The 26,549-nt window shown below is 66.0% G+C and carries 26 protein-coding genes and 1 riboswitch; of the genes, 18 read left to right on the forward strand and 8 right to left on the reverse strand.

Annotated elements, in window-relative coordinates; genetic code table 11:
• Nucleotides 1–72: 72 nt before the first annotated feature.
• Nucleotides 73–804 (reverse strand): GntR family transcriptional regulator, encoded by a 732-nt coding sequence (locus ACFQ9K_RS16200; RefSeq protein ID WP_378717818.1) that lies wholly within the window; start codon nucleotides 802–804, stop codon nucleotides 73–75.
• 160 nt (nucleotides 805–964) lie between these two features.
• Here ACFQ9K_RS16200 and ACFQ9K_RS16205 point away from each other — a divergent pair, with 160 nt between their 5' ends.
• Nucleotides 965–1,741: an SDR family NAD(P)-dependent oxidoreductase gene (locus ACFQ9K_RS16205; protein ID WP_378717816.1), complete on the forward strand. Its 777-nt coding sequence runs from the start codon at nucleotides 965–967 to the stop codon at nucleotides 1,739–1,741.
• Nucleotides 1,742–1,747: 6 nt separating this feature from the next.
• Nucleotides 1,748–2,140: a hypothetical protein gene (locus tag ACFQ9K_RS16210; RefSeq protein WP_378717814.1), complete on the forward strand. Its 393-nt coding sequence runs from the start codon at nucleotides 1,748–1,750 to the stop codon at nucleotides 2,138–2,140.
• 10 nt (nucleotides 2,141–2,150) lie between these two features.
• Here ACFQ9K_RS16210 and ACFQ9K_RS16215 read toward each other — a convergent pair whose 3' ends face one another.
• Entirely contained in the window at nucleotides 2,151–2,798 is a 648-nt protein-coding gene (locus ACFQ9K_RS16215) for a TetR/AcrR family transcriptional regulator (protein ID WP_378717813.1), read from the reverse strand.
• Between the two features lie 209 nt (nucleotides 2,799–3,007).
• Between ACFQ9K_RS16215 and ACFQ9K_RS16220 the strand changes: the two genes are divergently transcribed.
• The 4 genes from ACFQ9K_RS16220 to ACFQ9K_RS16235 are packed head-to-tail and all read left to right on the forward strand — an operon-like array spanning nucleotide 3,008 to nucleotide 5,090.
• Entirely contained in the window at nucleotides 3,008–3,439 is a 432-nt protein-coding gene (locus ACFQ9K_RS16220; RefSeq protein WP_378717811.1) for a WXG100 family type VII secretion target, read from the forward strand.
• 27 nt (nucleotides 3,440–3,466) lie between these two features.
• Entirely contained in the window at nucleotides 3,467–3,946 is a 480-nt protein-coding gene (locus tag ACFQ9K_RS16225) for a hypothetical protein (RefSeq protein ID WP_378717810.1), read from the forward strand.
• Entirely contained in the window at nucleotides 3,943–4,752 is an 810-nt protein-coding gene (locus ACFQ9K_RS16230; protein WP_378717808.1) for an ESX secretion-associated protein EspG, read from the forward strand. Before ACFQ9K_RS16225 ends, ACFQ9K_RS16230 begins: the two co-directional genes overlap by 4 nt.
• Before the next feature lie 29 nt (nucleotides 4,753–4,781).
• On the forward strand, nucleotides 4,782–5,090 hold the full coding sequence (locus ACFQ9K_RS16235) for a hypothetical protein (RefSeq protein WP_378717807.1): 309 nt from the start codon (nucleotides 4,782–4,784) through the stop codon (nucleotides 5,088–5,090).
• 15 nt (nucleotides 5,091–5,105) lie between these two features.
• Here ACFQ9K_RS16235 and ACFQ9K_RS16240 read toward each other — a convergent pair whose 3' ends face one another.
• Complete coding sequence (locus ACFQ9K_RS16240) at nucleotides 5,106–5,528, reverse strand: MarR family winged helix-turn-helix transcriptional regulator (protein WP_378717806.1); 423 nt, start codon at nucleotides 5,526–5,528, stop codon at nucleotides 5,106–5,108.
• 270 nt (nucleotides 5,529–5,798) lie between these two features.
• Here ACFQ9K_RS16240 and ACFQ9K_RS16245 point away from each other — a divergent pair, with 270 nt between their 5' ends.
• On the forward strand, nucleotides 5,799–7,226 hold the full coding sequence (locus ACFQ9K_RS16245) for an MFS transporter (protein WP_378717805.1): 1,428 nt from the start codon (nucleotides 5,799–5,801) through the stop codon (nucleotides 7,224–7,226).
• A 90-nt stretch (nucleotides 7,227–7,316) separates the two neighbouring features.
• Nucleotides 7,317–8,318: an NADP-dependent oxidoreductase gene (locus tag ACFQ9K_RS16250; RefSeq protein WP_378717804.1), complete on the forward strand. Its 1,002-nt coding sequence runs from the start codon at nucleotides 7,317–7,319 to the stop codon at nucleotides 8,316–8,318.
• A gap of 62 nt (nucleotides 8,319–8,380) precedes the next feature.
• Here ACFQ9K_RS16250 and ACFQ9K_RS16255 read toward each other — a convergent pair whose 3' ends face one another.
• Nucleotides 8,381–9,382: a methylenetetrahydrofolate reductase gene (locus ACFQ9K_RS16255; RefSeq protein WP_378717803.1), complete on the reverse strand. Its 1,002-nt coding sequence runs from the start codon at nucleotides 9,380–9,382 to the stop codon at nucleotides 8,381–8,383.
• A gap of 134 nt (nucleotides 9,383–9,516) precedes the next feature.
• A riboswitch (cobalamin riboswitch) is annotated at nucleotides 9,517–9,650 on the reverse strand.
• 228 nt (nucleotides 9,651–9,878) lie between these two features.
• On the opposite strand from ACFQ9K_RS16255, the gene ACFQ9K_RS16260 reads away from it, so the two are divergent.
• Nucleotides 9,879–10,766: a helix-turn-helix domain-containing protein gene (locus ACFQ9K_RS16260; RefSeq protein ID WP_378717801.1), complete on the forward strand. Its 888-nt coding sequence runs from the start codon at nucleotides 9,879–9,881 to the stop codon at nucleotides 10,764–10,766.
• A gap of 308 nt (nucleotides 10,767–11,074) precedes the next feature.
• Here ACFQ9K_RS16260 and ACFQ9K_RS16265 read toward each other — a convergent pair whose 3' ends face one another.
• On the reverse strand, nucleotides 11,075–11,788 hold the full coding sequence (locus tag ACFQ9K_RS16265) for a DUF899 family protein (protein WP_378717800.1): 714 nt from the start codon (nucleotides 11,786–11,788) through the stop codon (nucleotides 11,075–11,077).
• 175 nt (nucleotides 11,789–11,963) lie between these two features.
• Here ACFQ9K_RS16265 and ACFQ9K_RS16270 point away from each other — a divergent pair, with 175 nt between their 5' ends.
• The 4 genes from ACFQ9K_RS16270 (at nucleotide 11,964) to ACFQ9K_RS16285 (ending at nucleotide 17,532) form a co-directional block, all read left to right on the forward strand.
• Nucleotides 11,964–14,483, forward strand: a complete 2,520-nt coding sequence (locus ACFQ9K_RS16270; protein WP_378983265.1) for an ATP-dependent Clp protease ATP-binding subunit — start codon at nucleotides 11,964–11,966, stop codon at nucleotides 14,481–14,483.
• Nucleotides 14,484–14,678: 195 nt separating this feature from the next.
• Complete coding sequence (locus tag ACFQ9K_RS16275; protein ID WP_378725323.1) at nucleotides 14,679–15,890, forward strand: DUF6004 family protein; 1,212 nt, start codon at nucleotides 14,679–14,681, stop codon at nucleotides 15,888–15,890.
• Between the two features lie 143 nt (nucleotides 15,891–16,033).
• Nucleotides 16,034–16,894: a 50S ribosomal protein L11 methyltransferase gene (locus tag ACFQ9K_RS16280; RefSeq protein ID WP_378725325.1), complete on the forward strand. Its 861-nt coding sequence runs from the start codon at nucleotides 16,034–16,036 to the stop codon at nucleotides 16,892–16,894.
• Nucleotides 16,894–17,532 carry a hypothetical protein gene (locus ACFQ9K_RS16285; RefSeq protein WP_378725327.1) on the forward strand — a complete coding sequence of 213 codons (639 nt, stop codon included), beginning with the start codon at nucleotides 16,894–16,896 and terminating at the stop codon, nucleotides 17,530–17,532. The genes ACFQ9K_RS16280 and ACFQ9K_RS16285 overlap by 1 nt, the downstream gene beginning before the upstream one ends.
• Here ACFQ9K_RS16285 and ACFQ9K_RS16290 read toward each other — a convergent pair.
• Complete coding sequence (locus ACFQ9K_RS16290; RefSeq protein WP_378725329.1) at nucleotides 17,519–18,769, reverse strand: DUF885 domain-containing protein; 1,251 nt, start codon at nucleotides 18,767–18,769, stop codon at nucleotides 17,519–17,521. The genes ACFQ9K_RS16285 and ACFQ9K_RS16290 overlap by 14 nt on opposite strands.
• Nucleotides 18,766–20,478: an ABC transporter substrate-binding protein gene (locus ACFQ9K_RS16295; protein WP_378725331.1), complete on the reverse strand. Its 1,713-nt coding sequence runs from the start codon at nucleotides 20,476–20,478 to the stop codon at nucleotides 18,766–18,768. The genes ACFQ9K_RS16290 and ACFQ9K_RS16295 overlap by 4 nt, the downstream gene beginning before the upstream one ends.
• Nucleotides 20,479–20,578: 100 nt before the next feature.
• On the opposite strand from ACFQ9K_RS16295, the gene ACFQ9K_RS16300 reads away from it, so the two are divergent.
• The 4 genes from ACFQ9K_RS16300 (at nucleotide 20,579) to ACFQ9K_RS16315 (ending at nucleotide 24,902) form a co-directional block, all read left to right on the forward strand.
• A complete protein-coding gene (locus ACFQ9K_RS16300; RefSeq protein WP_378725333.1) occupies nucleotides 20,579–22,291 on the forward strand; it encodes an ABC transporter substrate-binding protein in 1,713 nt (570 codons plus the stop codon).
• Nucleotides 22,292–22,390: 99 nt separating this feature from the next.
• Nucleotides 22,391–22,870 (forward strand): SRPBCC family protein, encoded by a 480-nt coding sequence (locus ACFQ9K_RS16305; protein ID WP_378725335.1) that lies wholly within the window; start codon nucleotides 22,391–22,393, stop codon nucleotides 22,868–22,870.
• Nucleotides 22,871–22,976: 106 nt separating this feature from the next.
• Nucleotides 22,977–23,516, forward strand: coding sequence for an SRPBCC family protein (locus ACFQ9K_RS16310; RefSeq protein WP_378725337.1), 540 nt, complete (start codon nucleotides 22,977–22,979; stop codon nucleotides 23,514–23,516).
• Nucleotides 23,517–23,549: 33 nt separating this feature from the next.
• Nucleotides 23,550–24,902 (forward strand): cytochrome P450, encoded by a 1,353-nt coding sequence (locus ACFQ9K_RS16315; protein WP_378725339.1) that lies wholly within the window; start codon nucleotides 23,550–23,552, stop codon nucleotides 24,900–24,902.
• 3 nt (nucleotides 24,903–24,905) lie between these two features.
• Here ACFQ9K_RS16315 and ACFQ9K_RS16320 read toward each other — a convergent pair whose 3' ends face one another.
• Nucleotides 24,906–25,376 carry an EF-hand domain-containing protein gene (locus ACFQ9K_RS16320; protein WP_378725341.1) on the reverse strand — a complete coding sequence of 157 codons (471 nt, stop codon included), beginning with the start codon at nucleotides 25,374–25,376 and terminating at the stop codon, nucleotides 24,906–24,908.
• Nucleotides 25,377–25,553: 177 nt separating this feature from the next.
• Here ACFQ9K_RS16320 and ACFQ9K_RS16325 point away from each other — a divergent pair, with 177 nt between their 5' ends.
• A complete protein-coding gene (locus ACFQ9K_RS16325; protein WP_378983268.1) occupies nucleotides 25,554–26,525 on the forward strand; it encodes an NAD(P)/FAD-dependent oxidoreductase in 972 nt (323 codons plus the stop codon).
• Nucleotides 26,526–26,549 lie beyond the last annotated feature (24 nt).

A 26,549-nucleotide genomic window follows, 5' to 3' on the forward strand; every position in this document is an offset into this window, starting at 1 on the left:
CGTGCGCCTGCCTCCTGAAAAAATAACCTTACTGCTAGTAATGTCAATAGGGTGATCGAAAGGCTCGACGATCTAGCCGTCGGAGGCGGCAACGCGCGCGATCGCTGCCCGGGCGCGGGCCAGGATGCTCACGACCGGGCGTTGCAGCAGTTCGGCGAGCCGCTCGCGATCCTGTGCGGCCAGGGCGTCGAGTATCAGGCGGAACTGGACGGTCGACTCCTGTGGGGCGGCCAGGATGTCGTAGTTGTGTGCGCGATAGGACGCCGTGCGCGCCCAGAGTCGCTCGATCTCGGCAATGATGAGCGCGCGGTGGCACAGGCGGTAGATGGACAGGTAGAGGTCCGCCATCGCACCTCGCGCGAGGTCGGGCCGACCGGCCAGCGCCTCGGCTTCGATCCGGTCGACGTGCCCGGACAGTTCGGTCAGCACCTCCGGAGTCGGCCACTCGAGCGTGCGAAGCGCCTCGGCCTCCAGCAGGTCTCGCATCGTGTAGAGCTGCTCCACCTCCTCGTTGCTGAACTTCGCGACGAAGTAGCCCTGGTTCAGCTCGTGGGTGAGCAGGCCCTCATTGCTCAATATCTCGAGGGCCTCCCGGACCGGCGGCCGGCTGACCCCGCACCGGTCCGCCCAGATCTGTTGGCGTAACTGTTCTCCGGGGGAGAGCTCGCCGTCGAGGATGGCACCCCGAACGGCATCCAGGACCTTCGCCGTGGTGCGGCTCGCGGGGCGCGCGGATGTGGCCCCCCTGCGGTCGGTTCCAGCCTGCCCGGCACCGTGGTTGACAGTGTCTTTTCCTGCCTTCATGATTGAAAACATAATTGAAAACATGATTGAAGACAATCCTTCGCGACTGCTTCGACCGGGAGTGTGCGAGGTGCACGCCGAGGAAAGGAAAGTCTTGCGTTGTTAATATTAACCGTGCAAGACTTGCGTTATGAACCACACGGCTGAGAGATGACACCTGATGAGTGAAGGCATCGTGCAGGACGGTCGGGGGCGAGGGACATGGGCAGTGGTCGCTGGTGCGACGGGTGGCGCCGGGCGGGAGACGGCGTTGCGGCTCGCCGAGGACGGGTATTCGGTCGTGGTCTGTGGCCGCGACGGGGCTGGTGCGGAAGAGACACGCAAATTGATCGAGTGGGCCGGGGGACGGGCCGTTGATCTGGTAGTCGATCTCGGTGACGCCACGGCGGTGCGTCGGTTGGTCACGGAAACGGTCGCGGCGGTGGCGGGTGCTCCGATAGAGGTGCTGGTCAACAATGCCGGTGAAGCGGCGTGCGGGTCGACCGAGGACGTCTTCGACACGATGTTCAATCGGAATGTGAAGGCGCCCTTGGTCTTGACGGGCGCGTTCGCCCCGCTCATGGTCGAGCGTGGCCGGGGCGCGATCGTCAACGTGGGTGGGTTCGGTGCCCTCGCGGCGGATGGCGGCCAGGCGCAGGCCGCGAAAGCGGCGTTGATCATGCTGACCAGGGTGTGGGCGAGGGAGTACGGGCCGAAGGGCGTGCGGGTCAATTTCGTGGATCTCGGCCACGCGGTCACTTCGGCTCTGAAGCGCCGAACGGAACCGGATCCGGGACGCCGGCCTGGCGCGGCGGCCGGTGGTGACGGGCCGACCGGCGTCGCGGAGGCCATCCGGTTCCTCGTCTCGCCGCGGGCCGCCGGTATGCGGGGCGTCCTCCTGGCTATGACTGGAGCAGGCGTGGCGGAAAGTTACGACTGCCTGCCAGCACCGGCATAAGGCCTGGTGCGGCGGGGTGAGCGCGCCGACGCCGATCACCGGCCGGCGATCGCGATCACCGGCATGGGCGGCATCGGAAAGACCGCATTCGCAATGTATCTCGCCCATCACGTGCGGGGCGCCTATCCGGATGGGTCGTTGTACCTCGATCTCGGCGGACTGGACGAGCATCCACCCTCGGCCGATGCGTTGGTGGCCGGCGCGTTGCGCAAGATCGGTGTCGGTCCCGGCGAGCTGCCGACGGATGCGGCCGGGCGAACAGCGTTGTGGCGCAGCGCCATAACGGACAAGCGCATCCTGATCTCGCTGCGGGCGGCCTACGTCCAGGGCGCGGTACTGACCATGCATGGAGCGGAATCCGCGCTGATCGCCGGCCGGCGTCCGTGGACGCCCGCCTAGGGGCACAGGGCTATTCGTGGCGGGGCTCGAGCAGGCTGGCGATCATCGCCGTGGCGTGCCAGCGCTCGAAATCCGCGTGGCTCCAGCCGCGTTCGGCTACCAAGCGGTGGTAGTTCGTGTACTGGAGTAGTAACCAGAGCACGTCGGTCGCGGCGTCGGGTGAGATTCCTTGGCGCAGCGATCCTTTCGCCGCGACGGCGGCCACGACGCTACCGGCCGTCTCCAGTAGTTGCCGCTGCGTCGATTTCAACAGTTCCGCCAGTTCGGGATCGGTGCCTGCGGCTTGCTCGAGCACTACCTGCAACGGCCCCACACGCTGCATGGCCGCGGCCGTGTGGGCGGCGAACTGTTCGAGCAAGCGCCGAGGGTCGTCGATCGTGAGAATCTCCGCCATCGTCGAACCGGCCTCGGTGCCGTCACCGTCGTTGCCTTGGTATTGCCGAGCGAGCGCGAACAGTTGGGCCTTGTTGCCCGCGGCGAACACGGTCGGGCGGGAGACTCCGGCGTAGGTGGCGATCTGATCGATGGTGGCGCCGGCGTATCCGCGTTCGGTGAACACCTGCATCGCGGCCCGCACCACGATGTCCCGAGTGCGGCGCGCAGCCTCCTCGCGCACCGGGGAGGAGTAGGTGCGCTGCGAGCGATTGACGTCTGCCATAAGGCCTGATTGACTCTCAGTCATGTCATTTTATTCACGGTCAGCCTAAAGAGGTGGCTGACGTGGATGCGCCAGGATCGCAGGGATCAATGAACTGTGCAGGTTCGGCCGCCGGCGGATGTCCGGGAGTGGCGGCCCGGAGCGCGCAGCGGGTCGGGCGTCCGCGCGCTACACCCTCGACAGGGTGTAGCTGATGTCGGCCTCATCCGATGTCTTCTCCTGTCGCCCCGCGGCGGGTATCCGCCGACATGTTTTCTACGGCAAGAAGCGTATCAGTCGGCTGTGCGCACTTGTCGGATGCTGGTGACAATGCCGTTCGGAAGATAGAGAAGCGCAATGAATCAGCCCATCAAATAAATCCCGACGGACTCCGCCAGGCGGCAGCCGGTTTCGATGAGGTCGCCGAACAGCTCGGGAAAATCCACGAGACTCTCGTCCAGTCGACCGAGGCCCAGGGCGAAGCCTGGGGAAACGACAAGTTCGGCAAGAAATTCGCCGACGGACCCAAGGGATACAAAGTCGGCCGGGACAATTATTTCAAGTCGCTGACTCAGCTCGCCGAAGTTGCCGGGCAAAATGCGAAGAATATGCGAGACGGGGCGAAGGTTTTCGAGGAGAACGAAAAGTCCCAGTCGCAGTGATTTCGATCGACGAGCCGGAGGCTGCTGGTGGTGAATGAACGGCTGCGGGCCGATGCCGCGATGATGCTGGAAGCGATGACGGAACAGATGCAGGGCGTGGCGCGGGTTCACCGCGACCGGGCCCGGCTCATGGCGACGGTCACCGCGTGCGACAAGCGGATCGCGGTGACGGTCAACGCCGATGGCATCCTGATCGAAACCAGATTCGCCGATGACATCGGTGATCTGTCCTACAGCGAGATCGCCGCGGCGATCACCGAGGCGGTACAGGGAGCCGCCAAGAAGGTGAGCGAGATGCAGAACGAAGTCGCGACCCAGCAGTCCCAGCATCAGATGGTTCAGCCGGGTTCGCAGTCCGGCATGCCGATGGGGCCCGGCCCGGGGCCCGGCGGCGCGCAGGGCGCGGGCGGAGAATACAAGCGGCCCAAGTATCTCGACTCGGAGACGCACCTGGATGAGGGCCTCGGGCCGGACATCAAGCGGGTGCGGCCGGTGATCGAGCCGTGACGCTGCAGTGGAAGTTCACCTCGCTCGAATTTCTCGTGCTGTGTGAGCAGTATCGCGCAGGCTCGATGCCGCGGCCGTTGCTGTTCCAGAGCGACGAGGAGGTGATGTCCGACGACTTGGAGCGACGAAAGCGCCTGGTATGGGAGGAGCTGCAGCCCAGGCTGGACAGCTCGTTCGCGGGCATGGCGCACGTGCTGCGTGCCCCCGAACTGTATGTGCTGCTGCAGAGTTGGGACGAGCGGGAAAGATCCAACCGGGACAAGAGGCTCCGTGTGCATGTCGCGCGGGCGGGGGCGCTGGGGTTCGTCTTCGAACAGATACCAGGGGAACTCACCTTCGATTCGCCGATGGTCGTCGTGACCGAATGCGATCCGCGGGCACTGGCGGTCGCGGTGGTGCAGGCGATGCCGGACGTGGAAGCCGGTCGGCTGCCGGATATTCCGATCGTGACCGACCCGGTCGAGCACATCGCGCCGAGCTGGGGCACCAACTCGGTGTGGGACGACGTCGAGTCCCGTCCGGTGTATCGGACCCAGCGGTTCTTCGAGCAGCGTGCCGATCTGACCGGGGTGATCACGGTCGCGCAGGGCCGATCGAAGTTCGGCCCGCGTGGACTGCACGAGACGACGTTGCTGTGGCGGGACGTGGCCGACGACGGACGATACGTGATGGCGCTGGACGATTCGCCCGTCGCCGTTGCCACCAGCAGACAGCAGTTGGTCTATCGGATCCACCGGGATATCGAGCACTTGCTCGAGCGCATCGAATCGCATCGGGAGGACGGGCGTCCCGAGGATCGGTACTGAGTCCGGATCACAAGAGTCAGGAGAGTGTCATGGCGGCAGGACGTCGTATCCAAGTGGACACCGCGCGTTTGCGGCAAGCGGCGGAGCAGATGGATGAGGTCGGCACGGAGACGAAGAACATCATCACGAACTTGCGGAATATGATTGAGGCGCAGGGATTTCCGTGGGGTCGAGATGACTACGGCAACAAGTTCACCAAAGGCGGAAAGGGCTACAGCACTTCCGAGACGAACCTGCTCGCCGGCGGCGACAACATGTCGGAGTCAGCGGGCAAGTTCGCCAAGGGGATGCGCGACGCCGCGGACACGATGGACAAAATGGACGACCGCGCACAGTAGTTCTACAACTCGGCGCTAGCGTCTCGGCTCCAGGAGTTCGGCCAGCGTGACGGTGTCGCGCAGGTAGCGCTCGTACGGGAAGTCGGCGGCGAGCAAGGCATCGCGTAGTTCGTCTTGGAGCGGCTTACCGCTGGTGTGGAAGGCGTTGCGGCCGGCTTCGGTGGTGCTGACCAGTCGCCGTCGTCCGTGCTCGGGGTCTGGGTTGACCAGGATGAGGCCCGCTGCTCGCAGCGGGCGCAGGGCCCGGCTGATCGCCGGGTCGGAGACCGAAAGGGCTTGCGCCAGTTGGTGCTGGGTCATCGGCCCGCTCTCGTCCACGATGCCGAGCAGCCGCATCTGGCTGTAGCTGAACCCGGCTGAGCGTTCCACGCGCCGCCGGGTGGCCTCACCGAGTGAATACACCACACGATGCAACAAGTCGCCCAGCCCGTCATCCATGGTGCGAGCGTACCAGAGTCTTGTCTGGTTAATATTAACGGCACAACGATCATGATTCCGCTCCGCCGCGTGGCTCAGCGAGTAGCGGGCCGGCCGCGGGCTCTTGCGTCGGCGCACCGACTGCTGGACTTGTGCTCGGCGGGTATACGGAGCGTCGCCCGTGGATCGCTCTGTCGTCGCCTAACCTGAGATCCGCTCTCCCGATCGGTCGGTATCTGCGCGGCGGGATCCGGGTGGTCGACGGATCGTGAACTCGAGGAGGTTGTCCTTGTGGCTGTGCTGACCCCGCGTGAGCGCCCGCGGCGTTGGTCGCTGGACGACATCGTCGTGACCGATCCGCCGATCATTCGCCGGGCGATCGGCGCGGCCAGCATCGGCAACATCACCGAGTGGTACGACTTCGGCGTCTACGCCTACTTCGAGCCGACCATCAAGGAGGTGTTCTTCTCGCATCTGGGCGACACCGCGGGCACGATCGCCACCTTCGGCCTGTTCGCGGTGGCGTTCCTGGTCCGCCCGTTCGGCGGAATGTTCTTCGGCCCGCTGGCCGACCGCATCGGCCGCAACCGGGTGCTGGCCACCACGATGATCCTGATGGCGCTGGGCACCTTCGCCATCGGCTGCATCCCGGACCAGAACGCGATCGGCATCTGGGCGCCGATGCTGCTGCTGTGCGCGCGGTTGCTGCAGGGCTTTTCCACCGGCGGTGAATACGGCAACGCGATGACCTTCATCGCCGAGTACGCGCCGGACCGGCGGCGCGGATTCCTCGGCAGCTGGCTGGAATTCGGCACCTTCACCGGATATCTGCTCGGCGCGCTGGTGGTCACGCTCGCCGACGCCACCCTGAGCCACGACCAGTTGCTGGCCTGGGGCTGGCGGTTGCCGTTCTTCGTCGCGCTGCCGCTCGGTATGGTCGGCGTCTACCTGCGCATGCGCTTGGCCGACACCCCGGCCTTCGCCGCGCTGGAGCAGGAATCCGAGGAGCGCGAGAAGTCGAACAAGACCGGCGACGAGGCCAAGATCCTGGCAAAGCTGTGGCCGTATGTGCTGGTCTGCATGGGGTTGGTGGTGGTCTGGAACGTCCCCAACTACATGCTGACCTCGTACATGCCGACCTATGTCACCTCGACGGTGCCCGACGCGACCGGCGGCGGGGTGTCCTCGTCCACCTCGCAGTGGTTGCAGATCGCGGTGATGGTCGTCGCGCTGCTGACCATTCCGGTGATCGGCCTGATCTCCGACCGGGTCGGCCGCAAACCGATCATCTGGACCGGCATCGCGGGGCTGATCGTGCTGGCGTTCCCGATGGTGCTGCTGGTCCGCACCGACAATGCGTTCGCCGTCTTCGCCGGCCTGCTGATGATGGGACTGACGCTGATCTGCTTCAGCGCGACGATGCCGTCCACCCTGCCGTCGCTGTTCCCGACGAAGGTGCGCGGCGCGGGCCTGTCGGTGGCGTTCAACGTCGCGGTCTCGCTGTTCGCCGGCACCACTTCGGTGGTGGTCGGCGCACTCGTCGGACTCACCGGCGACCTGAACTGGCCCGCCTACTACCTGATCCTCGCGGGCATAGTCGGCGCGGTCTCGGTCTACTTCCTGCAAGAACCCAACGGCAAGCACATGTGGGGCTCGGCGCCTTCCGCGCAGTCCGAGGAGGAGGCGGCGGAGTTCGTCGGCTCGCAAGCGTCTCGGTAGCGGCCTCGCGAGGAGCACGGCCGAATCGTCGGGTGGGGCGCGGGGTCGCCACTACAGTGGGCTTCATTTCCGTTCGGCGAAGGAGCGTGTGTGACGACGACCCGACAGGTGCGGCTGGCGAAGCGGCCGCAGGGGCTGCCCGATGCGGACACGTGGAGCGTGGTGACCGAGGAGCTGCCCGGGGTGGGGGCGGGCGAGATTCTGGTGAAGGTGGAGCTGATCTCGATCGATCCGGCGATGCGTGGCTGGCTCAACGATGTGCGGTCCTATCTTCCGCCGGTCGGGATCGGCGAGGTCATGCGGTCGATGGATATCGGCACCGTGGTCGAGTCCGAGCATCCCGACTTCGCCGTGGGCGAGACGGTCAGCGGGACCTTCGGTGTCACCGAGTACGCGATCAGCGACGGCACTGGCGTCGCGCGGGTCGATCTCGGGGTGGCGTCGGCGGCGACGTGGCTCGGTGCGCTCGGAATCACCGGCATGACAGCGTATTTCGGCCTGCTCGAGGTCGGGAAGGTGCGGGCGGGGGAGACCGTGCTGATCTCCGCGGCGGCCGGCGCGGTGGGCAGTGTCGCCGGACAGATCGCTAAAGCGTTGGGCGCCACGGTGATCGGCATCGCGGGTGGTCCGGAGAAGTGCCGGATGCTGACCGAGGAGTTCGGTTTCGACCTGGCCATCGATTACCGCAGCGAGAATGTGCTGCGGCGGCTGCGCGAACTCGCGCCCGGCGGGGTCGATGTCTTCTTCGACAATGTCGGCGGGGAGATTCTCGATGCCGCGCTGGCGAATTTGAACCGGGGCGCCCGGATCGTCATCAGCGGCGCGATCGCGTCGTACAACGCCGCCAAGCCGCCGCCGGGGCCGTCCCGCTATATGTCGCTGCTGGTCTTCCGGGCGTCCATGACCGGGTTCGTCGTGTTCGACTACGCCGACCGCTACGGCGAGGCCGTCACCCAGATCTCGAAGTGGCTGGCCGAGGGCAAGATCAAGCCGCGCGAGCACGTGGTCGAGGGCGGAGTCGAGCGGTTCGGCACGACCCTCGAGATGCTGTTCACCGGCGCGAATACCGGGAAGCTGCTGCTGGCCGTCTGAGTACGTATGACGGAATCCGATGACTCGCGCGGGGTGATCGACCGTCTCGCTCGACCGCGGCGTCAGGCGCTGAGCGGGGCCGCCGTGACCTCGTAGCCGAGGTTGGTGAGGACCTCGGTGGTCGCCTTGGCGAAATTGAGCGTGATGAAGTGCAGGCACGGCGCGCCCTCGTCGATCAGGCGCTGCGCCATCTCGGTGGCGATCTCGATGCCGGCCGCGCGCACCGCGGCGCGATTCTCCTCGGCGCCGGTGCCCGCGGCGGCGCGTAGCCGCCGCATGATCGACTCGGGCAACGCGCGGCCGCTGAGTTCCTCCGCGCGCGCGATGGTGCGCAAGGAGGTGATCGGCATCAGCTCCGGGATGATCGGCTTCGCGCCCTGTTCGGCGTCGGCGGCCGCGACCCGATCGCGCAGGCGCAGATAGTGATCCACCTCGAAGAACATCTGGGTGATCGAATAGTCCGCTCCGGCACGGAGTTTCGCGGTCAGGAACCGGGCATCGGTAGCCAGGTCGGGGGACTGGTGGTGTCCCTGCGGGAACGACGCGACGCCGACGTTGAAGTCGCCGAGACCCCGCACGATGCGCACCAGCTCCTCGGCGTACTCGACGCCCTCGGGATGCCTGTGCCACTCGCCGAGCGGATCGCCGGGCGGATCGCCGCGCAGCACGAGAATATTGCGGATGCCGCAGTCGGCGTACGAGCCGACCAGCGCGCGCAGCTCGGCGATGCTGTGTCCGACCGCCGTCAGGTGCGCGACCGGCAGCAAGGTGGTCTGCTGCGCCAGCTGTCCGGTGATCCGGGCGGTGCGGTCCTTGGTCGATCCGCCCGCGCCGTAGGTCATCGAGACGAACGCCGGATGCATGCGCTCGAACTCCCGCACCGTGCGCCACAGCCGCGCCTCGCCCGCGGTGTCGCGCGGCGGATTGAACTCCACCGAGAACGGCACCCGCGCCCCCGAGTGGATGCGCAGGCTGTCGACGACCGAGGGGACGCCGGGGACTGCCGGTGTGATTCGAGCAGGGAGCCCGTGATTCGAACGGTCACGTCCGGGGATGGAAGGCATGGATGAACTCCAGGTCAGCGGCCAGTGGCCGCCGCCGGTAACGAGTCGCCGCCGAGGAGCCCCACGAAGCATCAATCCCGTGCCCGGGTCTACTCGGCGTCGCACCGATGCCCGAGGCGACGACCGCCGGATACGGTGTACCCGGCACAATCGGCAGGTCTGCGGGCTCTTGGGCGCCGACCCGGACTCGGGTACGGTCCCGGAGTTTCACCGAGTTCCTCTCACCGGCCACACGCTCACGCGCGAAACCGATTCGACGCCATCGCGCGGATCAGGGGCTCCTCGACTCCGCCTCCGGCGAACCAGTTGCACTCGCGAATATAGCGAAGTCCTCTGGGATCACCAAGGACGAGGGGGCACTGTGGCGTGGTGACGCGCCGAAATCAAACCACGGGTCGGTTTGCGCTGGGCAGGATATCATCGTTGCACGCGGTGTGGTGCTGGACCGAGATAAGCGTGACACCGCGGATGGTCATCGAGAAGCGGGGTAGAGGTCATGGTCGCGGAACCGGTCCGGATCACCGGGATCGACGCGCGGGTCGCCGAGCGCGGCCCGACCGCTCTGCGCATCGCGATCGGTGGCCAACTGCGCAAGCTGCGCGAGGCGAAGGGCATCACGCCGGTCGCGGCCGGGAATCACATCCGTGGTTCGCACGCCAAGATCAGCCGGCTCGAGCTCGGCCGGACCGGGTACAAGGAACGCGACATCCGGGATCTGCTGACCCTCTACGGCGTCACCGATCCCGATGAGCGCGAGATGTTCCTCGACCTGGCGCGCAAGGCCAATCAGCCCGGCTGGTGGCACCGCTACAGTGACCTGCTGCCGCCCTGGTTCGAGACCTATCTCGGGCTCGAGGGCGCCGCCCAGTCGATCAGAACCTTTGAGGGTCAACTGGTTCCGGGTTTGCTGCAAACCGAGGACTACACGCACGCGGTCATCGAGGTCAGCCAGCAGAACGCCGAGGCGGCGCGGCGGGTGGAGCTGCGCGCGAAGCGTCAGGAGATCCTCGACGTGCCGGACGGGCCCAGGCTGTGGGCGGTGCTGGACGAGGCCGTGCTGCACCGGCCGATCGGCGGCCGGAAGGTGCTGCGCGAGCAGATCGAGCATCTGGTGCAGGTGTCGCACAAGCAGGGAGTGACGATCCAGGTACTGCCCTTCTCCGTGGGCGTCCACGCGGCCGCGGGCAGCTCCTTCACCCTGCTCCGGTTCGCCGAACAGGAACTGCCCGACATCGTCTACCTCGAGCAACTGACCAGCGCGTTCTACCTCGACCGCAGCGAAGACCTCGAGGTCTATCGCGACGTGATGGATCAGGTGGCCGTGCAAGCCGAAACGCCGGAGCGATCACGCGCGCTGATGATCGCCGCCGCCGCGCGGCTCTGAGTCGCCGCTCCGGTCGCACGCGATTCGGTTGGAGCCGTGCGCAGTTCGGGTCGCGGGAGCGACCGGTCGCGTCCTGCCCTCAGGGCCGTGAGCCGCCGGACTTCGCGGCCAGGCCGTACTCGATCGCGGTCGCGTCGGGGGTGACCGTGCCGCCGGGTGTCGCTGCGGTCGCGCCGGGCTTTTCCGCTATGTGGATCACGCCGTTGTCGGCGGTTGCCGGTTCGGCGGCGAGGGTGGCGCCGGTGACGAGCGCGGCGGCGAGCCTGGTGGCTGCCCAGGCCCCTTGCGCCGCAAGGGGTTCGGGTGGGTCAGGGGTGGCGGGCGCGGCCGGCGTAGTGGTTCTCGGCGTACCAGTCGCCTCGGCCCCCGGGGAGTAGGTCGAGGATGTTCCAGACCGGGGAGAGTTGATCGATGCCGCGTTGGGCGTCGTCGAGGAAGTTGGCGGGGAGGGTGTAGTGGTGCCGCACGCGGTCGCCGTCGGGGGTGAAGACGCTGATCATCGGGCGCTGGTCGCCGTTGGGGCGTTCGGCGTTGAGGTCGGCGTTGAAGGTCGTGTCGTAGCTGGAGAGGATGCGCAGGCCGTCCCAGCCGCGGCGCACGGCCCAGGTTCGCAACTTCGGCAAGGGGGCCTTGGCGATGACGGCGAAGCTGGTGCGCTGGGCCAGGTGGTGGGCTACGCCCTGGAAGCCGTCGACCCACATCGAGCACATCGGGCAGGCCTCGTCCTCGTCCGGATGGAACATCAGGTGGTAGACGACCAGGGTGTCGTGCTCCCCGAACAGGTCTCGCAGTCTTGTGCTGCGGACCGGTTCGGGCCTGCCGAGGTCGGCGGGGCCCTCGGCGAAGGCGTAGTCGTCGAGGAGGAGTCCGGGCGGTACCTGCCTGCGCGCGGCGGCGACCTCCTCGATCTGGTCGCGCAGCGTGCGCTCGGCCTTCGCCAGTTGGATCCGGGCCGCGACATACTCCGCGCTGGCGCCTTTGGGCCACATCGGTTCCATCGCCGTGGCATCCACTTCGCCCATGACGGGTTCGTCTCCTTTGGTTTCGGATAGTGAACGTGCCCCTGCTCAAGGTAGAACAGCCGGGCCGAGAGCTCAAGGGAGACACGGACGCATTGCGAAGCCGGGGTTGCTTCTACGGGGTGGAGGGTTACTGTATATTTATATATCTATCTGCACCGGGTGGTGAGGAGCGCCGATGTTCGAGAGGTTCACCGACCGCGCGAGGCGTGTCGTTGTCCTGGCCCAGGAAGAGGCCCGGATGCTCAACCACAACTACATCGGTACCGAGCACATCCTGCTGGGGCTGATTCATGAGGGTGAGGGTGTCGCGGCGAAGTCGCTGGAGTCGCTCGGTATTTCGCTGGAGGGGGTGCGGAGTCAGGTCGAGGAGATCATCGGTCAGGGTCAGCAGGCTCCGTCGGGGCATATTCCGTTCACTCCGCGGGCGAAGAAAGTTTTGGAGCTGAGTCTGCGGGAGGCGTTGCAGCTCGGTCATAACTACATCGGTACCGAGCATATTTTGCTGGGTCTCATTCGTGAGGGTGAGGGTGTTGCCGCGCAGGTGCTGGTCAAGCTGGGTGCCGATTTGAATCGGGTGCGTCAGCAGGTGATCCAGTTGTTGTCGGGGTATCAGGGTAAGGAGCCGGTGGAGTCGGGTTCGCGGGGTGAGGCGGGTACGCCGTCGACGTCGCTGGTGCTCGATCAGTTCGGCCGTAATCTGACTCAGGCGGCGCTGGAGGGCAAGCTGGATCCGGTGATCGGGCGCTCGAAGGAGATCGAGCGGGTGATGCAGGTGTTGAGCCGGCGCACCAAGAACAATCCGGTGTTGATCGGTGAGCCTGGTGTGGGTAAGACCGCGGTGGTCGAAGGTTTGGCGCAGGCGATCGTCAATGGTGAGGTGCCCGAGACGCTGAAGGACAAGCAGCTCTACACCTTGGATCTGGGGTCGTTGGTGGCGGGTAGTCGTTACCGTGGTGATTTCGAGGAGCGGCTCAAGAAGGTCCTCAAGGAGATCAATACCCGTGGTGACATCATCTTGTTCATCGATGAGCTGCACACTCTGGTGGGTGCGGGTGCCGCTGAGGGTGCGATCGATGCGGCGTCGATCCTGAAGCCGAAGCTGGCGCGGGGTGAGTTGCAGACGATCGGTGCGACGACGCTCGACGAGTACCGTAAGTACATCGAGAAGGACGCGGCGTTGGAGCGGCGGTTCCAGCCGGTGCAGGTCGGTGAGCCGACGGTCGAGCACACGATCAACATTTTGAAGGGTCTGCGGGATCGTTATGAGGCCCATCATCGGGTTTCGATCACCGATGGGGCGTTGGTGGCGGCGGCGACGCTGGCTGATCGCTACATCAACGACCGGTTCCTGCCGGACAAGGCGATCGATCTGATCGATGAGGCGGGTGCGCGGATGCGGATCCGCCGGATGACCGCGCCGCCGGATCTGCGGGAGTTCGATGACAAGATCGCTGATGCGCGGCGGGAGAAGGAAAGCGCGATCGATGCGCAGGACTTCGAGAAGGCGGCGCGGTTGCGGGACAAGGAAAAGCAGCTGGTCGCCAAGCGGGCCGAGCGGGAAAAGCAGTGGCGTTCCGGTGATCTGGATGTGGTTGCCGAGGTCGATGATGAGCAGATCGCGGAGGTGCTGGCCAATTGGACCGGTATTCCGGTGTTCAAGTTGACCGAGGAGGAGACCACCCGGTTGCTGCGGATGGAGGATGAGCTGCACAAGCGGATCATCGGCCAGGAGGACGCGGTCAAGGCCGTGTCCAAGGCGATCCGCCGCACGCGTGCGGGGTTGAAGGATCCCAAGCGTCCGTCGGGGTCGTTCATCTTCGCCGGCCCGTCGGGTGTGGGTAAGACCGAGTTGGCGAAGTCGCTGGCGAATTTCTTGTTCGGTGATGATGACGCGCTCATCCAGATCGATATGGGTGAGTTCCATGATCGGTTCACCGCGTCGCGGCTCTTCGGTGCCCCTCCCGGGTATGTGGGGTATGAGGAGGGTGGTCAGCTCACCGAGAAGGTGCGGCGTAAGCCGTTCTCGGTGGTGTTGTTCGATGAGATCGAGAAGGCGCATCAGGAGATCTACAACACCCTGTTGCAGGTTCTCGAGGACGGCCGGTTGACCGATGGTCAGGGTCGGACGGTCGATTTCAAGAACACGGTGCTGATCTTCACCTCGAACCTGGGGACCTCCGATATTTCCAAGGCGGTCGGTTTGGGCTTCAGTCAGTCCAACATTCAGGGCTCGAACTATGAGCGGATGAAGCTGAAGGTCAACGATGAGTTGAAGAAGCACTTCCGCCCCGAGTTCCTCAACCGCATCGACGATGTCATCGTCTTCCACCAGCTCACGACCGAACAGATCGTGCAGATGGTGGACCTGATGATCGGGCGCGTCGGCGTCCAGTTGAAGAACAAGGACATGTCGATGGAGCTGTCCGAGCAGGGCAAGGCGCTGCTGGCCAAGCGTGGGTTCGACCCCGTGCTCGGTGCCCGCCCACTGCGCCGCACCATCCAGCGCGAGATCGAAGACCAGCTGTCGGAGAAGATCCTCTTCGGCGAGATCGGACCCGGCCAGACCGTGTTCGTCGATGTCGAAGGCTGGGACGGGGAAGGCACCGGCGAAGACGCCAAGTTCACCTTCACCGGCAAAACCAAACTCACCAAGACCGACGATGACAAGGAAAAGCCAGAAGTAGCGCTGACCTGATTTCGCCGAAATCCGCCGCGTAACACGAAACGTGTTGCGCGGCTGAAGCGTGCCGTTTTCCATTTCGCGTCGGTGTCGTTCGCCAATTAAATCTTGATTATTTGCCCTTTTGGTAGTGCTCGTATCATTGACCTAGATTGGTTCAAAAACATATAGTTAACGATATCGTTCCCACTAGTACCGCAGACGCTGGAGGTGTCTGGATTGAGCGCCATCAAAGAGACGTATGAATCACTGAACCTAGAACCGAAGCCGATCCGCCCGCACATCCTCGCTGCCGCGACCGTGGCCTTCGGTGAGGATTACTACGCGGCACGAAAGGAGACCATCAACCTCTCCGGCTTCGTCCAACTGAACAAGTGGCCCATGCCGGGCTTCGAGCACCGCGTCGACGAAAAGGGCTACGCGGAGTTCCAGACCGAGCTGATCTCAGCACCCGAGGTCGGCATCAAGGGCTTCAGCTACGAGTTGAACGACCGCATCCAGGTGCTGTCCAACCCGTTCCTGCCCAACACAGGTCACGTCCGCCAGATCACGCCCGGCAAGAACTTCCCCGCGGAGTTCAACATCCGCCGGTTCGGCATCCTGGAGTCCAGCACGCTGCGCCTGGCGCATCGCAACGTGATCGACATCTACGGTGTCGTCGACCATATCCCGCCGTTCAAGAAGCCACTGACCGGCCCGTACCTCGGCAAGCCGCGCGGTGACGGTCCGTTCGATGTCATCGTGGGGCCCAACGTGGTCCGGGGCACCACCCTGCCCGAGGCCTGGTACCCCGCCAACGACGACAACGAGCCGGTGGGCATCACGCCGAGCATGTTCTTCATGCCCAGCGCCGGGCCCTGCATCTCCATGCTGGTCGATCCCTCGATGATCATGCAGGTCTCGTTGGAGGGCCAGGCCAAGCTGGAGGTGGGCGGCAAGGAGGTGACCGTCGACCTGGCCGGTGACTACAAGAACGCGGCAGGCACGGAGATCCTGCTGTTCGGACCGGAGAAGCACGACGAGGGCACCGGTGTGCTGGCCCAGATCTCGCGCATCGCGATCTCCGGCCACTGCGCCGAACTCGGCGGACGTGTGATGCTACGAGTGAGCTTCCCGCGCCCGTCCGGCGGCACCCTCGGCGAAGGCACCGAAGACAGCCTGAGCCGCATCCGCTACCCGAGCGAACTGCACATCGACACCGAGTTCGAGCTGGTCACGCCCGACGTGACGCTCTACGCGACGAACCCGGTGCACGTGTTCGGCAAGCTGGGCAGCATGGAGGCCACCGGGACCGAGCTCCAGATGAACGGCACGGACACCGCGCTGGTCACCACGGCGGACGAGGTCAAGGCCAGGCTGACGGGCATCAACCTGGTCATGCGTGATTCGTTTGTCGGCGAGCACGCGGCCGTCAACGTGTAAGTGGGGCTCTCCCGAGCGGTCGTCGCTTGACGTCGGCCGCTCGGGTGAGTTTCCTAGAGTTATCGATAGCGATAGTTCGGCCCTGCTGGTCCCTCACCGCGCCCTACGGGAGGGACCAGCACCCACGACCGGCGGGAGGCATCGTGGATCCGTTGATCCTGCTCATGCACCAGGTGATGCTCTCCGACCGGCCGCGGATGAACGCCTACGACCAGGCGCTCGCGCAGGCCGTCGAGCCCGGCTCGATCGTGATCGATGTCGGCGCCGGCACCTTGGCGCTGTCGCTGCTGGCGCTGAAACACGGTGCGGCGCATGTATACGCGATCGAGGCGGACCCGGACATGGCGGCGGTCGCCGAGCGAATCATCGCCACCAACGACCTGAAGGATCAGCTCACCCTCATCCAGGGGGACGCGCGCGCGGTCCGGCTACCGCGCAAGGCCGACGTCATCGTCTCGGAGATGATGGGCAATCTCGGCCCGGAAGAGAACATGATGCGGGTGCTGGACAGCGTCGCCCGCAAGAACCTGCGGCCGAACGGCCGGATCATCCCGCAGGGGCTGACCACCACGCTGGCCGCGATCGAATTCGACGACGAGGGCTGGGGGATGTGGGGGCAGGACTTCCACGGCTTCCGGCTCGACGCCGTACAGGAATTCGCCGAACCGCGCGCCCAGCTGCACTTCTTCCAGCGGTCGCCGCGGCTGCTCAGCGACGCCGTGCCGATCGCGGACCGCGTGCGCCTGCCGCTCACCCGGCCCGGGAACCTGCACGCCGTCATGGGATTCTTCACCGCCGACCTCATCGACGGCGTCTCCCTGTCGAATTTTCCGTCATACCAGGGCTGTAACTGGGCGGTGTGGATCTGGCCGCTGCGCCACACCCCGGTGACCGCCGGCGATGCCGTCCACGCGACGGTGCATCAGCCGTCCGGCTCCGCCCGCTCCCGGGTGGTCACCGAATGGCGGCTGGACTGCACGATTACTCGGGGAACGGAGGGGTGATGCCGATTTCCGTTGGCACCGTGCGTGATATCCCGGTGCGCGCGCTGAAGCTGTGCGGCCTGACCTGGTCGGGGGATCTGCTCTGGTTCTCCGAAGGCGTGCTCAACCAGATCATCGCGATCGACCCGGCGACCGGCGCGGTCGAGCACCGAATCCCCTGCGCGGCAGTGCGATCGGACCTGACCACGATGGGCGGCCACCTGATCCAAGTCGTCGGCGACGATCGCGAGTTACGCGTGATCGATCCGGCGACCGCCGACACGGTCGCGGAGCTGCCGAATCCCCGGCGGGGCGAACGGTTATCCGGCCTCGAGGCCGCCCAGCACGGGATGTGGCTCGGCTACGAGGAGCGGAAGGTGATCGATCTGCGCACGGTCGGCGGGCTCGCGCTCATCGACACGATTCCCGTGCGCGCCCGGCCATCCGGCGTGACTGTCTCCGACAACTATCTCGCCTATGCCGACTATCACGGCGGCATGATCAATCTGGTCAGCCTGGAGACCCGCCGCGAGGTCGCCTCGTACCATGTCGCAGGCAACCCCACCGGACTGACCTGGGACGGCAGCCGGATCTGGTACTGCGACCACACCACCCTGCAACTGCGGGCGATCATGGTGCCCGGCATCAGTACGCAGTAGCCCTCGTCGCGTCCAGATCGCGCTGCAGATCGGCGGGCAACAGCGGGTTCCGGAGCAAGCTCGAATACCGTTCGGCGACAGTTCGATTCGTCGGACCGGCGGCAAGCCACGCACCGACCAGCCGGGCGCCCTCGATATAGGTGACCGTGTAGGCCCGCCACAGCGGGTCGGTCAGGAAGCTCACCATGTGCTGGGCGCGGTCGCGCGGAAGGAGCAGCCACCGTTCGAGATAGTCGGTGACGTCCTCGACGCCGGCGCCCCGGTCGTGCAACATGATCGCCGCGTCCTGGCGTGCCGGCAACAGCCGACGGACCTGCGTGAGCACCCGCTCGACCAGCTCGCCGTCGCCGTGGATGCCCTCTGCGGCAAGTATTCTCGCCGTCCATTCGCCCCACCCGTCACCGAGGACGGCGGCGAGCGCGTGTTCGGCCGTGCCCTCCGAGATCAGGCACTGCGGGGTGTTCACCAGCGCGATGAGCTGCTCGGTGTGTCCGTGCTCGTGCACCAGTCCGGCTTCCTTGAGGCAGTGATCGGTGTGGTGGCCCGGATACGATTCGTGGGTCACCAGGGTCGGCAGGGCGCCGATCGCCCGGCCTGCCTCGTCGTTGAGCACGACCTTCGAGCGAAAGCCGCCCAGGTATCTATTGAAGGCGTTCCACGGCTTGCCGTGTACCACTTCGTAATCGACGCGCTCGCCGTCCGGTAGGCCGAACCGCGGGCGGGTGCGCACGCGCAGTTCGTCGGACACGGCCTGGACGGCGCGCTGCAAGCGATCCGGTGGTATCCGGTTGCGCTCGTAGTACGCGTCCAGTCGCTCCCGCATGCCGCCGCTGCCCGGCAGCAGCTCGGCGATCGCCTCGTGCGCGTCCGCGTACCCCTCGGGATCGCCGAGCGCGATGTCGACGCCGAAATACTGCCGGATCTCGTCCAGGAACGGTATCTCCTTGCCGGACAACCGTTGTGCCGCACATTCCAGCGCCGTGAGCTGCGCCGTCAGATACCGCTGCCGCGCGGTGGACAGGCCCGAGTCGGCGAGTTCGGCCCGCAGCCGGACCGCCTGCCGAACCAGTTCGTTCGGATCGGCAGGCGGTTCCGCGGCCACCCGAGCGGCCAGCCGCGGATCGCCGAACCAGCAGTCCACGAAACCGTCGATCAGCCTGCCCAGGCGCAGCCCGAGCAGCAGGTACTCGCGGACCACTGGCTCGTCGGCCGCAATGCCGTTGCCGGGGAGACTCATTCGGCGGTATCGAGCCAGAGGTTGGACAGGTCGAACCAGCGGTCGATGGTGGGCATCGCGATCGCGTTGCGCACCCTGGCGCCCTTGATATGCGGGATGGTCGGCGCGTGCACCAGGATCGGCACGATGGCCGCGTCCTTCATCACCTGCAGATCCACCGCGTGCCACGCCGCGTGCGCGTGGTCCGGGTCGGTCGCCGAGAGCGCCTCGTCGATCATGCGGTCGACGTCGGGATTGCTGTAGCACCCGTAGTTGCCGGTGCCGCGAATCTCGTTGGTCTGCAACATCGGTTGCAGGAAGGCGCGCCCGTTGTTGCCGAACCAGTCCGGGGTCCACGCCGGGGTCGAAATGTCCCACGCGCCGGCCCTGGCGTTCGCCGGGTCCCGGAGGAAGGGATAGAAGTCGGTGTGCCCGAGCGCGACCGAGCGGAGGGTGATGCCGATCTTCGCGAGGTCGGTGGTCAGTGCGTCGGCGACCTCTGGGTTCGCGTCCACGTCGCGATGCACGATCGTCAGCGTCAGTCCCTCCGGATAGCCGGCGGCGGCGAGCAGCGCCCGCGCCCGTTCCGGATCGCCGCGATCGCCAGGGGACGGGTAGAGGTCGAAATCCTCGTAGCCGTAGTTTCCCGGTGGAATGGCCGAGCGGGCCGGCCACATCACCGTGCCGACGCTGAGCTTGTCGAAGATGTCGACCATCGCCGCCTTATTGACCGCGAACGAGATCGCTTGGCGCACCGCGGGTTTGCCCATGGCGCCGGCGGCGTTCGGGCTGACCGTGTTGAACACCAGATAGGGATTCAACGCGTAGCCGAGGTTGTTGCCCGGATCGGTAGGGTTCTCCGCGTAGGCCTCGGTGACCGGGGACGCCCAGGACAGGTCCGCGTGCCCGGCCCGGATCCGCTGCCCGACCTGTTCCGGGGTCGCCTTCTCCATGACGACCTCGACGCCGTCCAGATACTGGTGCCGGACCGGGTCGGTTGCCTGCCGCCACACCGGGTTCCGGGCCATCCGCAGTTGCACGCCGTGGTCGTACCGGGTGAGCCGGTAGGGGCCGAGCGACCGGACGTTCGCCCGGAATTCGGGGCTGTCGGGGACGAAATCGTCGTATTCCGCCGGGGCCGGCGACGCGAACATCATCGAGATGATGTGGATGAAGTCGAGCGCGGGCCGGATCAGCTCGAACCGCAGGGTGCGATCGTCGAGGGCGGTGATCCCCGGGATGTCGCGGGAGCTCTGGAACTTCGCCAGCTCGGCGGGCGTCGGATTGCGTTGGGGCACAGCGGCGGCATAGTCGTCGCAGTACTCGGCCACCCCCCTGATGGTGCTGGTGTAGTAGTGGATCGCGCCGGCCCGGAGCACGGGGTTGCACATTCGCTTGAACCCGCGAACGAAGTCGTGCGCGGTCACCGGGCGTGGTGGGGTGGTGTCCCACAAGACATCTGGGCGCAGGTGCACGGTGTAGGTCAGGTGGTCGCGGCTGAGGCCGCCGTTGTCCACTGTGGGGAGCTCGAGCGCGATATCGGGCACCGGCGTCACCTGGTTCCAGTCGCGCAGGTGGGCGACCGGGCGATAGGTGAACAGCTGACGGGTGAACAGCCGGATGATCTGTCCGGACAACATGTAATAGGAGCTCGCCGGGTCGACATGGTCCATGCTTCCGGGTCCGTACAGGCGCAAGGTACCGCCGTACCGGGGCTGATCACCGCTCATTGCTCTGACCTCCTGGTTCGGACCCTCCCGAAAGATCCTCTAGATCACTATATGTAATAGAAGTATACTTTGGGGCGGGATACGGAAAGGCGGTGTCGCGGTGTGGGAATCGACGATTCGCGCAAGCTCTGCCGAGGATCGAGCGCCCCGGCGCGGCGGCACGCTCACCCTGGTCGGGGCAGGCGACGTCGACTATCTCGACCCCGCGCTGGCGTATCACACGGCGACCCGCGGCATCATCCGCGGCTACACCCGGCAGCTGGTCGGCTGCGTCGCGAGCCGCAATCGTGAGGAAGCCGGAAAGATCGTGCCCGACTTGGCGATCGACGTCCCGACCGTGGCGAACGGCGGAATCGGCGCGGACGGCACGCGATACCGATTCACCCTCGCCGAAGACCTGCGGTGGCACACCCCGTCGGGCATCCGGCCGCTGGTCGCCGCCGATATCGTGCGCGGGATCAAGCGCCTGGCCCACCCGCTCGCCTGCAGTCCCGGTCTGGCCTACTACCTGAGCACGATCGACGGCATGATCGAATTCCGGAACGCGGTGGCCGGCACCGCCCGCGACGCGGTCGCGGATCGGCTCGAGCACACGGAGATTCGCGGCGTGCGCGCGGTGGGGGAGCGCGAGATCCAGTTCACCACCCGGCATCCGGCCTCGGACTTCTTGAACATGCTCGCCCTGCCGTTCGCCACGCCCGCACCGATCGAGTACCTCGATGTCGTCCCCGGAAGTCCGGAATTCAATCGCGTGCTCGCCTCGAACGGACCCTACCGGGTGGCGAATTACGTTCCGGGAGAACGGATCGTGCTCGAGCGCAACCCGGCCTGGGAACCGAAGTCGGATCCCCTGCGGGCCGCCCATGTGGACGCCATCGTCGTCCGGGAGGGAATGTCCGAGCGCGCGGCCCATGAGCTGGTCGCCACCGGCCGGGCCGACATGCTGTGGGACATCCAACCGCTCACCGAGGAGCTCCCCGCGCTGCTCGGCACCCATGATCCGCGACTCGAGGTATGCCCCGCCGGATTGTTCAGTCCCTATATTCTGATCAACTTCGAGCGTCCCGTCATGGCCAGCAGGCAGGTCCGGGTCGCGTTGCAGTACGCGGTGGACAAGGCCGCGGTCTCGACCGTCTGGGGTGGTCCGCGGCTCAACGACATCGCCGACCAGATCCTGCCCCCGCTGTGCACCGCGCACCGGGAGTTTCGCCCGTACCGCACCGAGGGCGGTCGCGGCGACCCGGAACTCGCCCGGCGCCTGCTCGCCGACGCCGGCTACCCGGACGGGCTCACGCTGCGGCTGGTCTTCCGCGACCGCGACATCCACCCGGAGACGGCCGAGGCGGTCAAGGTGGCGCTGGCGCGGGCGGGCATTCGCGTTGAGCTGGTGGGGGTTTCGATCAACGAACTCTTCTCCGACTACTTCTGCGCCGCGGACCGGCGGGCGAGCTGGGACATCGCCCTCACCGGCTGGGAACCGGACTGGTACGGCAACAACGCCAGAACCTATCTGCAACCGTTGTTCGACAGCCGGGGCGTGGTCGAGGACGGCGACTGGGGTTCGAACTTCGGCCGCTATCGCAACGAGAAGGTCAACGAGTTGCTCGGCGCCGCGCTCACCTCGGCGGACGAGAACCGGGCCGGCGAGCTCTTCCGCCGGATGGAGGCCGAGGTGCTGCTGGACGCTGCGGTGGTGCCGGTGCTCTTCGCACACCAGTACTGGTTCCATGCCACGACCGTGCGGAACTGGCTGCCGTACCCGGTGCTCAACGGCGATCCGACCAACCTGTGGCTCGATGGAAAGGGCCGTTGACATGCTCGAATGACCCACGGCGATACCCATCCACCGTTATTGTGGCTCCGAACTACTATCGAAAGCTTTACCGAATCTCATCAGTGAACAGGAGACACTATGGTTGCGTCGCAGCCGATCCAACCGCCATCGGTGGACGTCCGCATGTTGATCCGCCGCCCACCGCACGACGTCTTCGAGGCCCTGGCCGACCCGTCGATAACGACCAGGTTCTGGTACACGAAGAGCAGCGGCCGCATGGTCGAGGGCGCCGAACTGACCTGGGAATGGGAAATGTACGGCGCGTCCCGCACGGCCAGGGTGGAGAAGGTCGACATCGACAGCAAGATCCAATTCACCTGGGACAATTACGATCCCGACCACCCGACCACCGTAGAATTCTCGCTGACTCCGTATGAAAACGACGCGACATATCTGCAGATAACGGAGAATGGATACAGCGGCGACCTCCAAGCCCAGGTCGATGCCGTCCGGGATTCCACGGCCGGATTCGCCTTCTTCATCAGCGGATTGAAGGCGGCCCTCGAACACGACATCACCCTCGGGCTGGTACAGGACGAGCATCCGCCGAACGTGTAACTGCCCTGATCGATAACTCGTAGGTGAGTTGGACGGGTAATAGGTGACGTCGCGATGCGGGTGCAGGCAATGAATTCGTCATAGAGCAGTATCGAAGTGCAGAAGGATGAGCAAGATGGAATTCACCTACACGACCCACATCGCGACGACACCCGAACAACTGTGGGCAGCACTCACCGAGCCGGACTTCACTCGCCGATATTGGTTCGGCGTCGCCATGCAATCGGATTGGCGAGTGGGGTCACCGGTGAAATGGCAGAACATGCCGGAGGAGGAATTCCAGGATCTGGGTCAGGTGGTGCTGGCCGCGGACCCGCCCCGGCTGCTCAGCTACAGCTGGCACCTGCTGCAACCCGCGCACGCCATGCTCTTCGGCTGGACCGCCGAGCAACTCGCCGAGTACGTCAAGGAACCGCGGACCAAGGTCACCTTCGACCTCGAACCCGAGGGGGACGGCAAGGTCCGGCTGCTGGTGATCCACGACGGCTTCGAACCGGGCAGCGTCATGTATCGGGCGATCAGCGGCCAGCTCGAGGGCAGCGGTGGCTGGCCCGGACTCATGCGCAATCTGAAGGCGCTGCTGGAAACCGGCACGGCGCTCGCCACCGTGCCGGCCGCCGCCAAGACCGCGCACGGCGATGACTAGCCCCCGCGGCCCGATGCAGAAAGCGGCGATCCGATGACCACTATTTCCCGGCAGCCTGCGCTCACTCCCGGCGGTAAGCCGCTGCTCGGCCACGGGCTCGAGATGAAGCGAAGTCCCGGCGACCTGCTGCTCTCCTTGCAGTCCGGCGATCCGGTGACCGTGATCCGGCTCGGCCGCCGGCCGATGTACGTGGTCAACGACGCCGACCTGATGCGTCAAATCATGCGCACACCCGAGATATTCGCCAGGGGCGGCCCGATCACCGAACGATTCCGGGTCATGTTCGGCAACGGCCTGGGGATCTCCGACGGCGACTTCCACCGGCGCCAGCGTCGCCTGCTCCAGCCCGCGTTCCACCGCAACCGGATCGTCCACTACTGCTCGCTGATCAGCGGGTTGGCCGTGCGGACGGCCGAGGCCTGGTCCGACGGGGAGACCATGCGGGTCGAACGGGTGATGGACGAACTCGCCCTGGCCAACGTGACCCAGGTGATCTTCGCGCCGGGCACCTCGCTGGATCAGCGCCGGTTCATGGACGCCACCGGAACCGTGCTCGGCGGGCTGTTCCGGCGCATGACCGACACCACCGGCCTGCTGACGAAGCTGCCGACCGCGGCCAATCGGCGGTACCGGGAGGCGGAGACCTATTTGCGCCGGACCATCCACGAGACGATCCGGCAGTATCGGTCAGACGGCGTCGATCGCGGCGATCTGCTGTCGATGATGCTGTTCGCCCGCGACGACGACGGCGAACCGAGCATGAGCGATCAGCAGATCCACGACGAGGTGCTCACCTTCTTCATCGCGGGCAGCAACACGATCAGCAATACCCTGGCGTGGGCGTTCCACGAGATCGCCACCCATCCGGACGTCGAACGGCAGTTGCATGCCGAGGTGGACCGGGAGCTGGCCGGCGGGACGGCCGAATTCGACGCGGTCGGCCGGCTGGAATACACCCGGCGGGTGCTCACCGAAACGCTGCGCCTGCGCACCCAGGGTTTCTTCCAGACCAGGCAGACGACCCAGGACACCGAACTGGGCGGATACCACATACCGGCGGACGAGGCGGTTCTCTATAGCTTCTACGCGCTCATGCACAATCCGGAGATCTTTCCCGACCCGGAGCGATTCGATCCGGACCGCTGGCTACCCGATCGATTGACCGCGACCCAGCGCAACGCGTTCATGCCGTTCGGGGCCGGGGTGCACGGCTGTATCGGGGAGACGTTCTCCTGGGCCGAATTGATCATCGTGCTCGCGACGATCGCCGCGCGCTGGCGACTGGTGTCCGTGCCGGGACATCAGCCCCGGCCGAAACCCGCGGTCACCATGCCGGTGGACGCGCTTCCGATGACGGTGCATCGGCGGCGCGTCCAGCCGGCCTAGCGGTCAGAGTTCGCCGGCGATGTGATTTCCACGCGCGGCCGGATCGTCGCTGAGCCAGAATTCCCGGGAGGCCAGCACGTATTCGTCCGTGGTGACAAATCCATCGCCGTCGGCATCCAAGAGTGCGAAGGCTTTGTTCGTCTCCGCTTCGGACATTCCGCCTTTGATCTGGGCCGCCATCATTTCCGGCGCGGTAATTCGTCCGTCCTGATCTTTGTCGGCGGCGTCGAACACCGCCATGCTGAACGGTATGGCGGCGGTTTCGACGAATTCCGAGAATTTCGGATGATCGCCCCACTCCACCCATTCTTCGACGGACACCTTTTTTGCCCCGTCGGCATCCGTCGACCCGGGCATATCCCGGAACATTCGGTTGGCCTGGCGATGAATTCTGCTCCACTCCGCCGACAGCGGTGGGAGTTCGTATGTGTCGCACCACATCTGGGCCAGCGCGGTGACGTCGAGCTGGTCCATGACGCCGTCCTGGTCGACGTCTAATGCGCCGAAAAATCTGCGGAGTTTATTTGTTCTAAGTGCACTGGGCATCGCGTTACCGCCGTATATTCGAACCGGATGGTGGAGTGCTGCTGATACTCGATCAGCTGGCGAATGCTATCATCTTGTATACCTATCTTACTACAGGAGGCTGGAGTGACCATCCGAGAATCCGGATATCACTGCGATGTAGTGATCGTCGGCGGTGGCGCGGCGGGTTTGAGCGCCGCTCTGATGCTCGCCCGGGCGCGGTATTCGGTCGTCGTCGTGGACAGCGGCCGGCCGCGCAACGCCACCGCCGCGCACATGCACGGGTTCTTGAGCCGGGACGGGATGCCGCCGGGGGAGTTGCTGGCGACGGGTCGCGCGGAGGTGGCGCAGTACGGCGTCGAGTTCGTGGCCGGCGAGGCGACCTCGGTGTCGGCCGCGGACGGGGTGGTCAGCGTGGAGGTCGCCGGTTCCGCGACCCTGCGCGGACGCAGGCTGCTCGTCGCGACCGGGCTCACCGATGATCTGCCCGAGCTGCCCGGCCTCGCCGAGCGGTGGGGCCGAGATGTGTTGCACTGCCCCTTCTGTCACGGCTGGGAGGTTCGCGATCAGGTCATCGGCGTGCTGTCCACCACGCCGATGTCCATGCACCAGGCCACGCTGTTCCGGCAGTGGTCGGCGCGGCTGATCTTCCTGCCGCACACCGGGCCCGCGCTGAGCGACGCCGAGGTCGAGGAGCTGACCGCGCGCGATATCGAGATCATCCCCGGCGAGGTGACCGGGTTGCAGCTCACCGATGATCGGCTGACCGGGGTCCGGTTGGCCACCGGTGCGACCGTCGAGCTGCAGGCGCTGGTGTGCGGGCCGCGATTCTCCGCGCGCGGTGGCCTGCTCGCCGCGCTCGGGTTGACCCCGGCCGCGCACCCGAGCGGGATCGGCGACTACATCGCCACCGATGCCGCCGGCCGGACCGAGGTGCCGGGCATCTGGGCCGCAGGCAACGTCGCGGACCCGTCCAAGCAGCTGATCGGCGCCGCCGCGATGGGCGCCGAGGTCGCGGTCGCGATGATCGACGATCTGATCTCGGACGAGGTGCGCGGCGCCGTCGCCGCCCGGCGCGCGACGGCCGACTCGAGGTAGCCGACTCGGCGCCGGCGGCCCCGG

This window comes from Nocardia sp. NPDC056564 (assembly GCF_042793755.1).
Classification (GTDB): Bacteria; Actinomycetota; Actinomycetes; order Mycobacteriales; family Mycobacteriaceae; genus Nocardia.

Coding starts and splice junctions, on each gene's coding strand:
- ACFQ9K_RS16310 (WP_378725337.1), top strand. CDS start 22,977: ATGAGCAAGATGGAATTCACCTACACGACCCACATCGCGACGACACCC.
- ACFQ9K_RS16290 (WP_378725329.1), bottom strand. CDS start 18,769: ATGAGTCTCCCCGGCAACGGCATTGCGGCCGACGAGCCAGTGGTCCGC.
- ACFQ9K_RS16270 (WP_378983265.1), top strand. CDS start 11,964: ATGTTCGAGAGGTTCACCGACCGCGCGAGGCGTGTCGTTGTCCTGGCC.
- ACFQ9K_RS16320 (WP_378725341.1), bottom strand. CDS start 25,376: ATGGACCAGCTCGACGTCACCGCGCTGGCCCAGATGTGGTGCGACACA.
- ACFQ9K_RS16315 (WP_378725339.1), top strand. CDS start 23,550: ATGACCACTATTTCCCGGCAGCCTGCGCTCACTCCCGGCGGTAAGCCG.
- ACFQ9K_RS16215 (WP_378717813.1), bottom strand. CDS start 2,798: ATGGCAGACGTCAATCGCTCGCAGCGCACCTACTCCTCCCCGGTGCGC.
- ACFQ9K_RS16285 (WP_378725327.1), top strand. CDS start 16,894: ATGCCGATTTCCGTTGGCACCGTGCGTGATATCCCGGTGCGCGCGCTG.
- ACFQ9K_RS16305 (WP_378725335.1), top strand. CDS start 22,391: ATGGTTGCGTCGCAGCCGATCCAACCGCCATCGGTGGACGTCCGCATG.
- ACFQ9K_RS16240 (WP_378717806.1), bottom strand. CDS start 5,528: ATGGATGACGGGCTGGGCGACTTGTTGCATCGTGTGGTGTATTCACTC.
- ACFQ9K_RS16260 (WP_378717801.1), top strand. CDS start 9,879: ATGGTCGCGGAACCGGTCCGGATCACCGGGATCGACGCGCGGGTCGCC.
- ACFQ9K_RS16255 (WP_378717803.1), bottom strand. CDS start 9,382: ATGCCTTCCATCCCCGGACGTGACCGTTCGAATCACGGGCTCCCTGCT.
- ACFQ9K_RS16295 (WP_378725331.1), bottom strand. CDS start 20,478: ATGAGCGGTGATCAGCCCCGGTACGGCGGTACCTTGCGCCTGTACGGA.
- ACFQ9K_RS16205 (WP_378717816.1), top strand. CDS start 965: ATGAGTGAAGGCATCGTGCAGGACGGTCGGGGGCGAGGGACATGGGCA.
- ACFQ9K_RS16220 (WP_378717811.1), top strand. CDS start 3,008: ATGTCTTCTCCTGTCGCCCCGCGGCGGGTATCCGCCGACATGTTTTCT.
- ACFQ9K_RS16265 (WP_378717800.1), bottom strand. CDS start 11,788: ATGGGCGAAGTGGATGCCACGGCGATGGAACCGATGTGGCCCAAAGGC.
- ACFQ9K_RS16200 (WP_378717818.1), bottom strand. CDS start 804: ATGAAGGCAGGAAAAGACACTGTCAACCACGGTGCCGGGCAGGCTGGA.
- ACFQ9K_RS16235 (WP_378717807.1), top strand. CDS start 4,782: ATGGCGGCAGGACGTCGTATCCAAGTGGACACCGCGCGTTTGCGGCAA.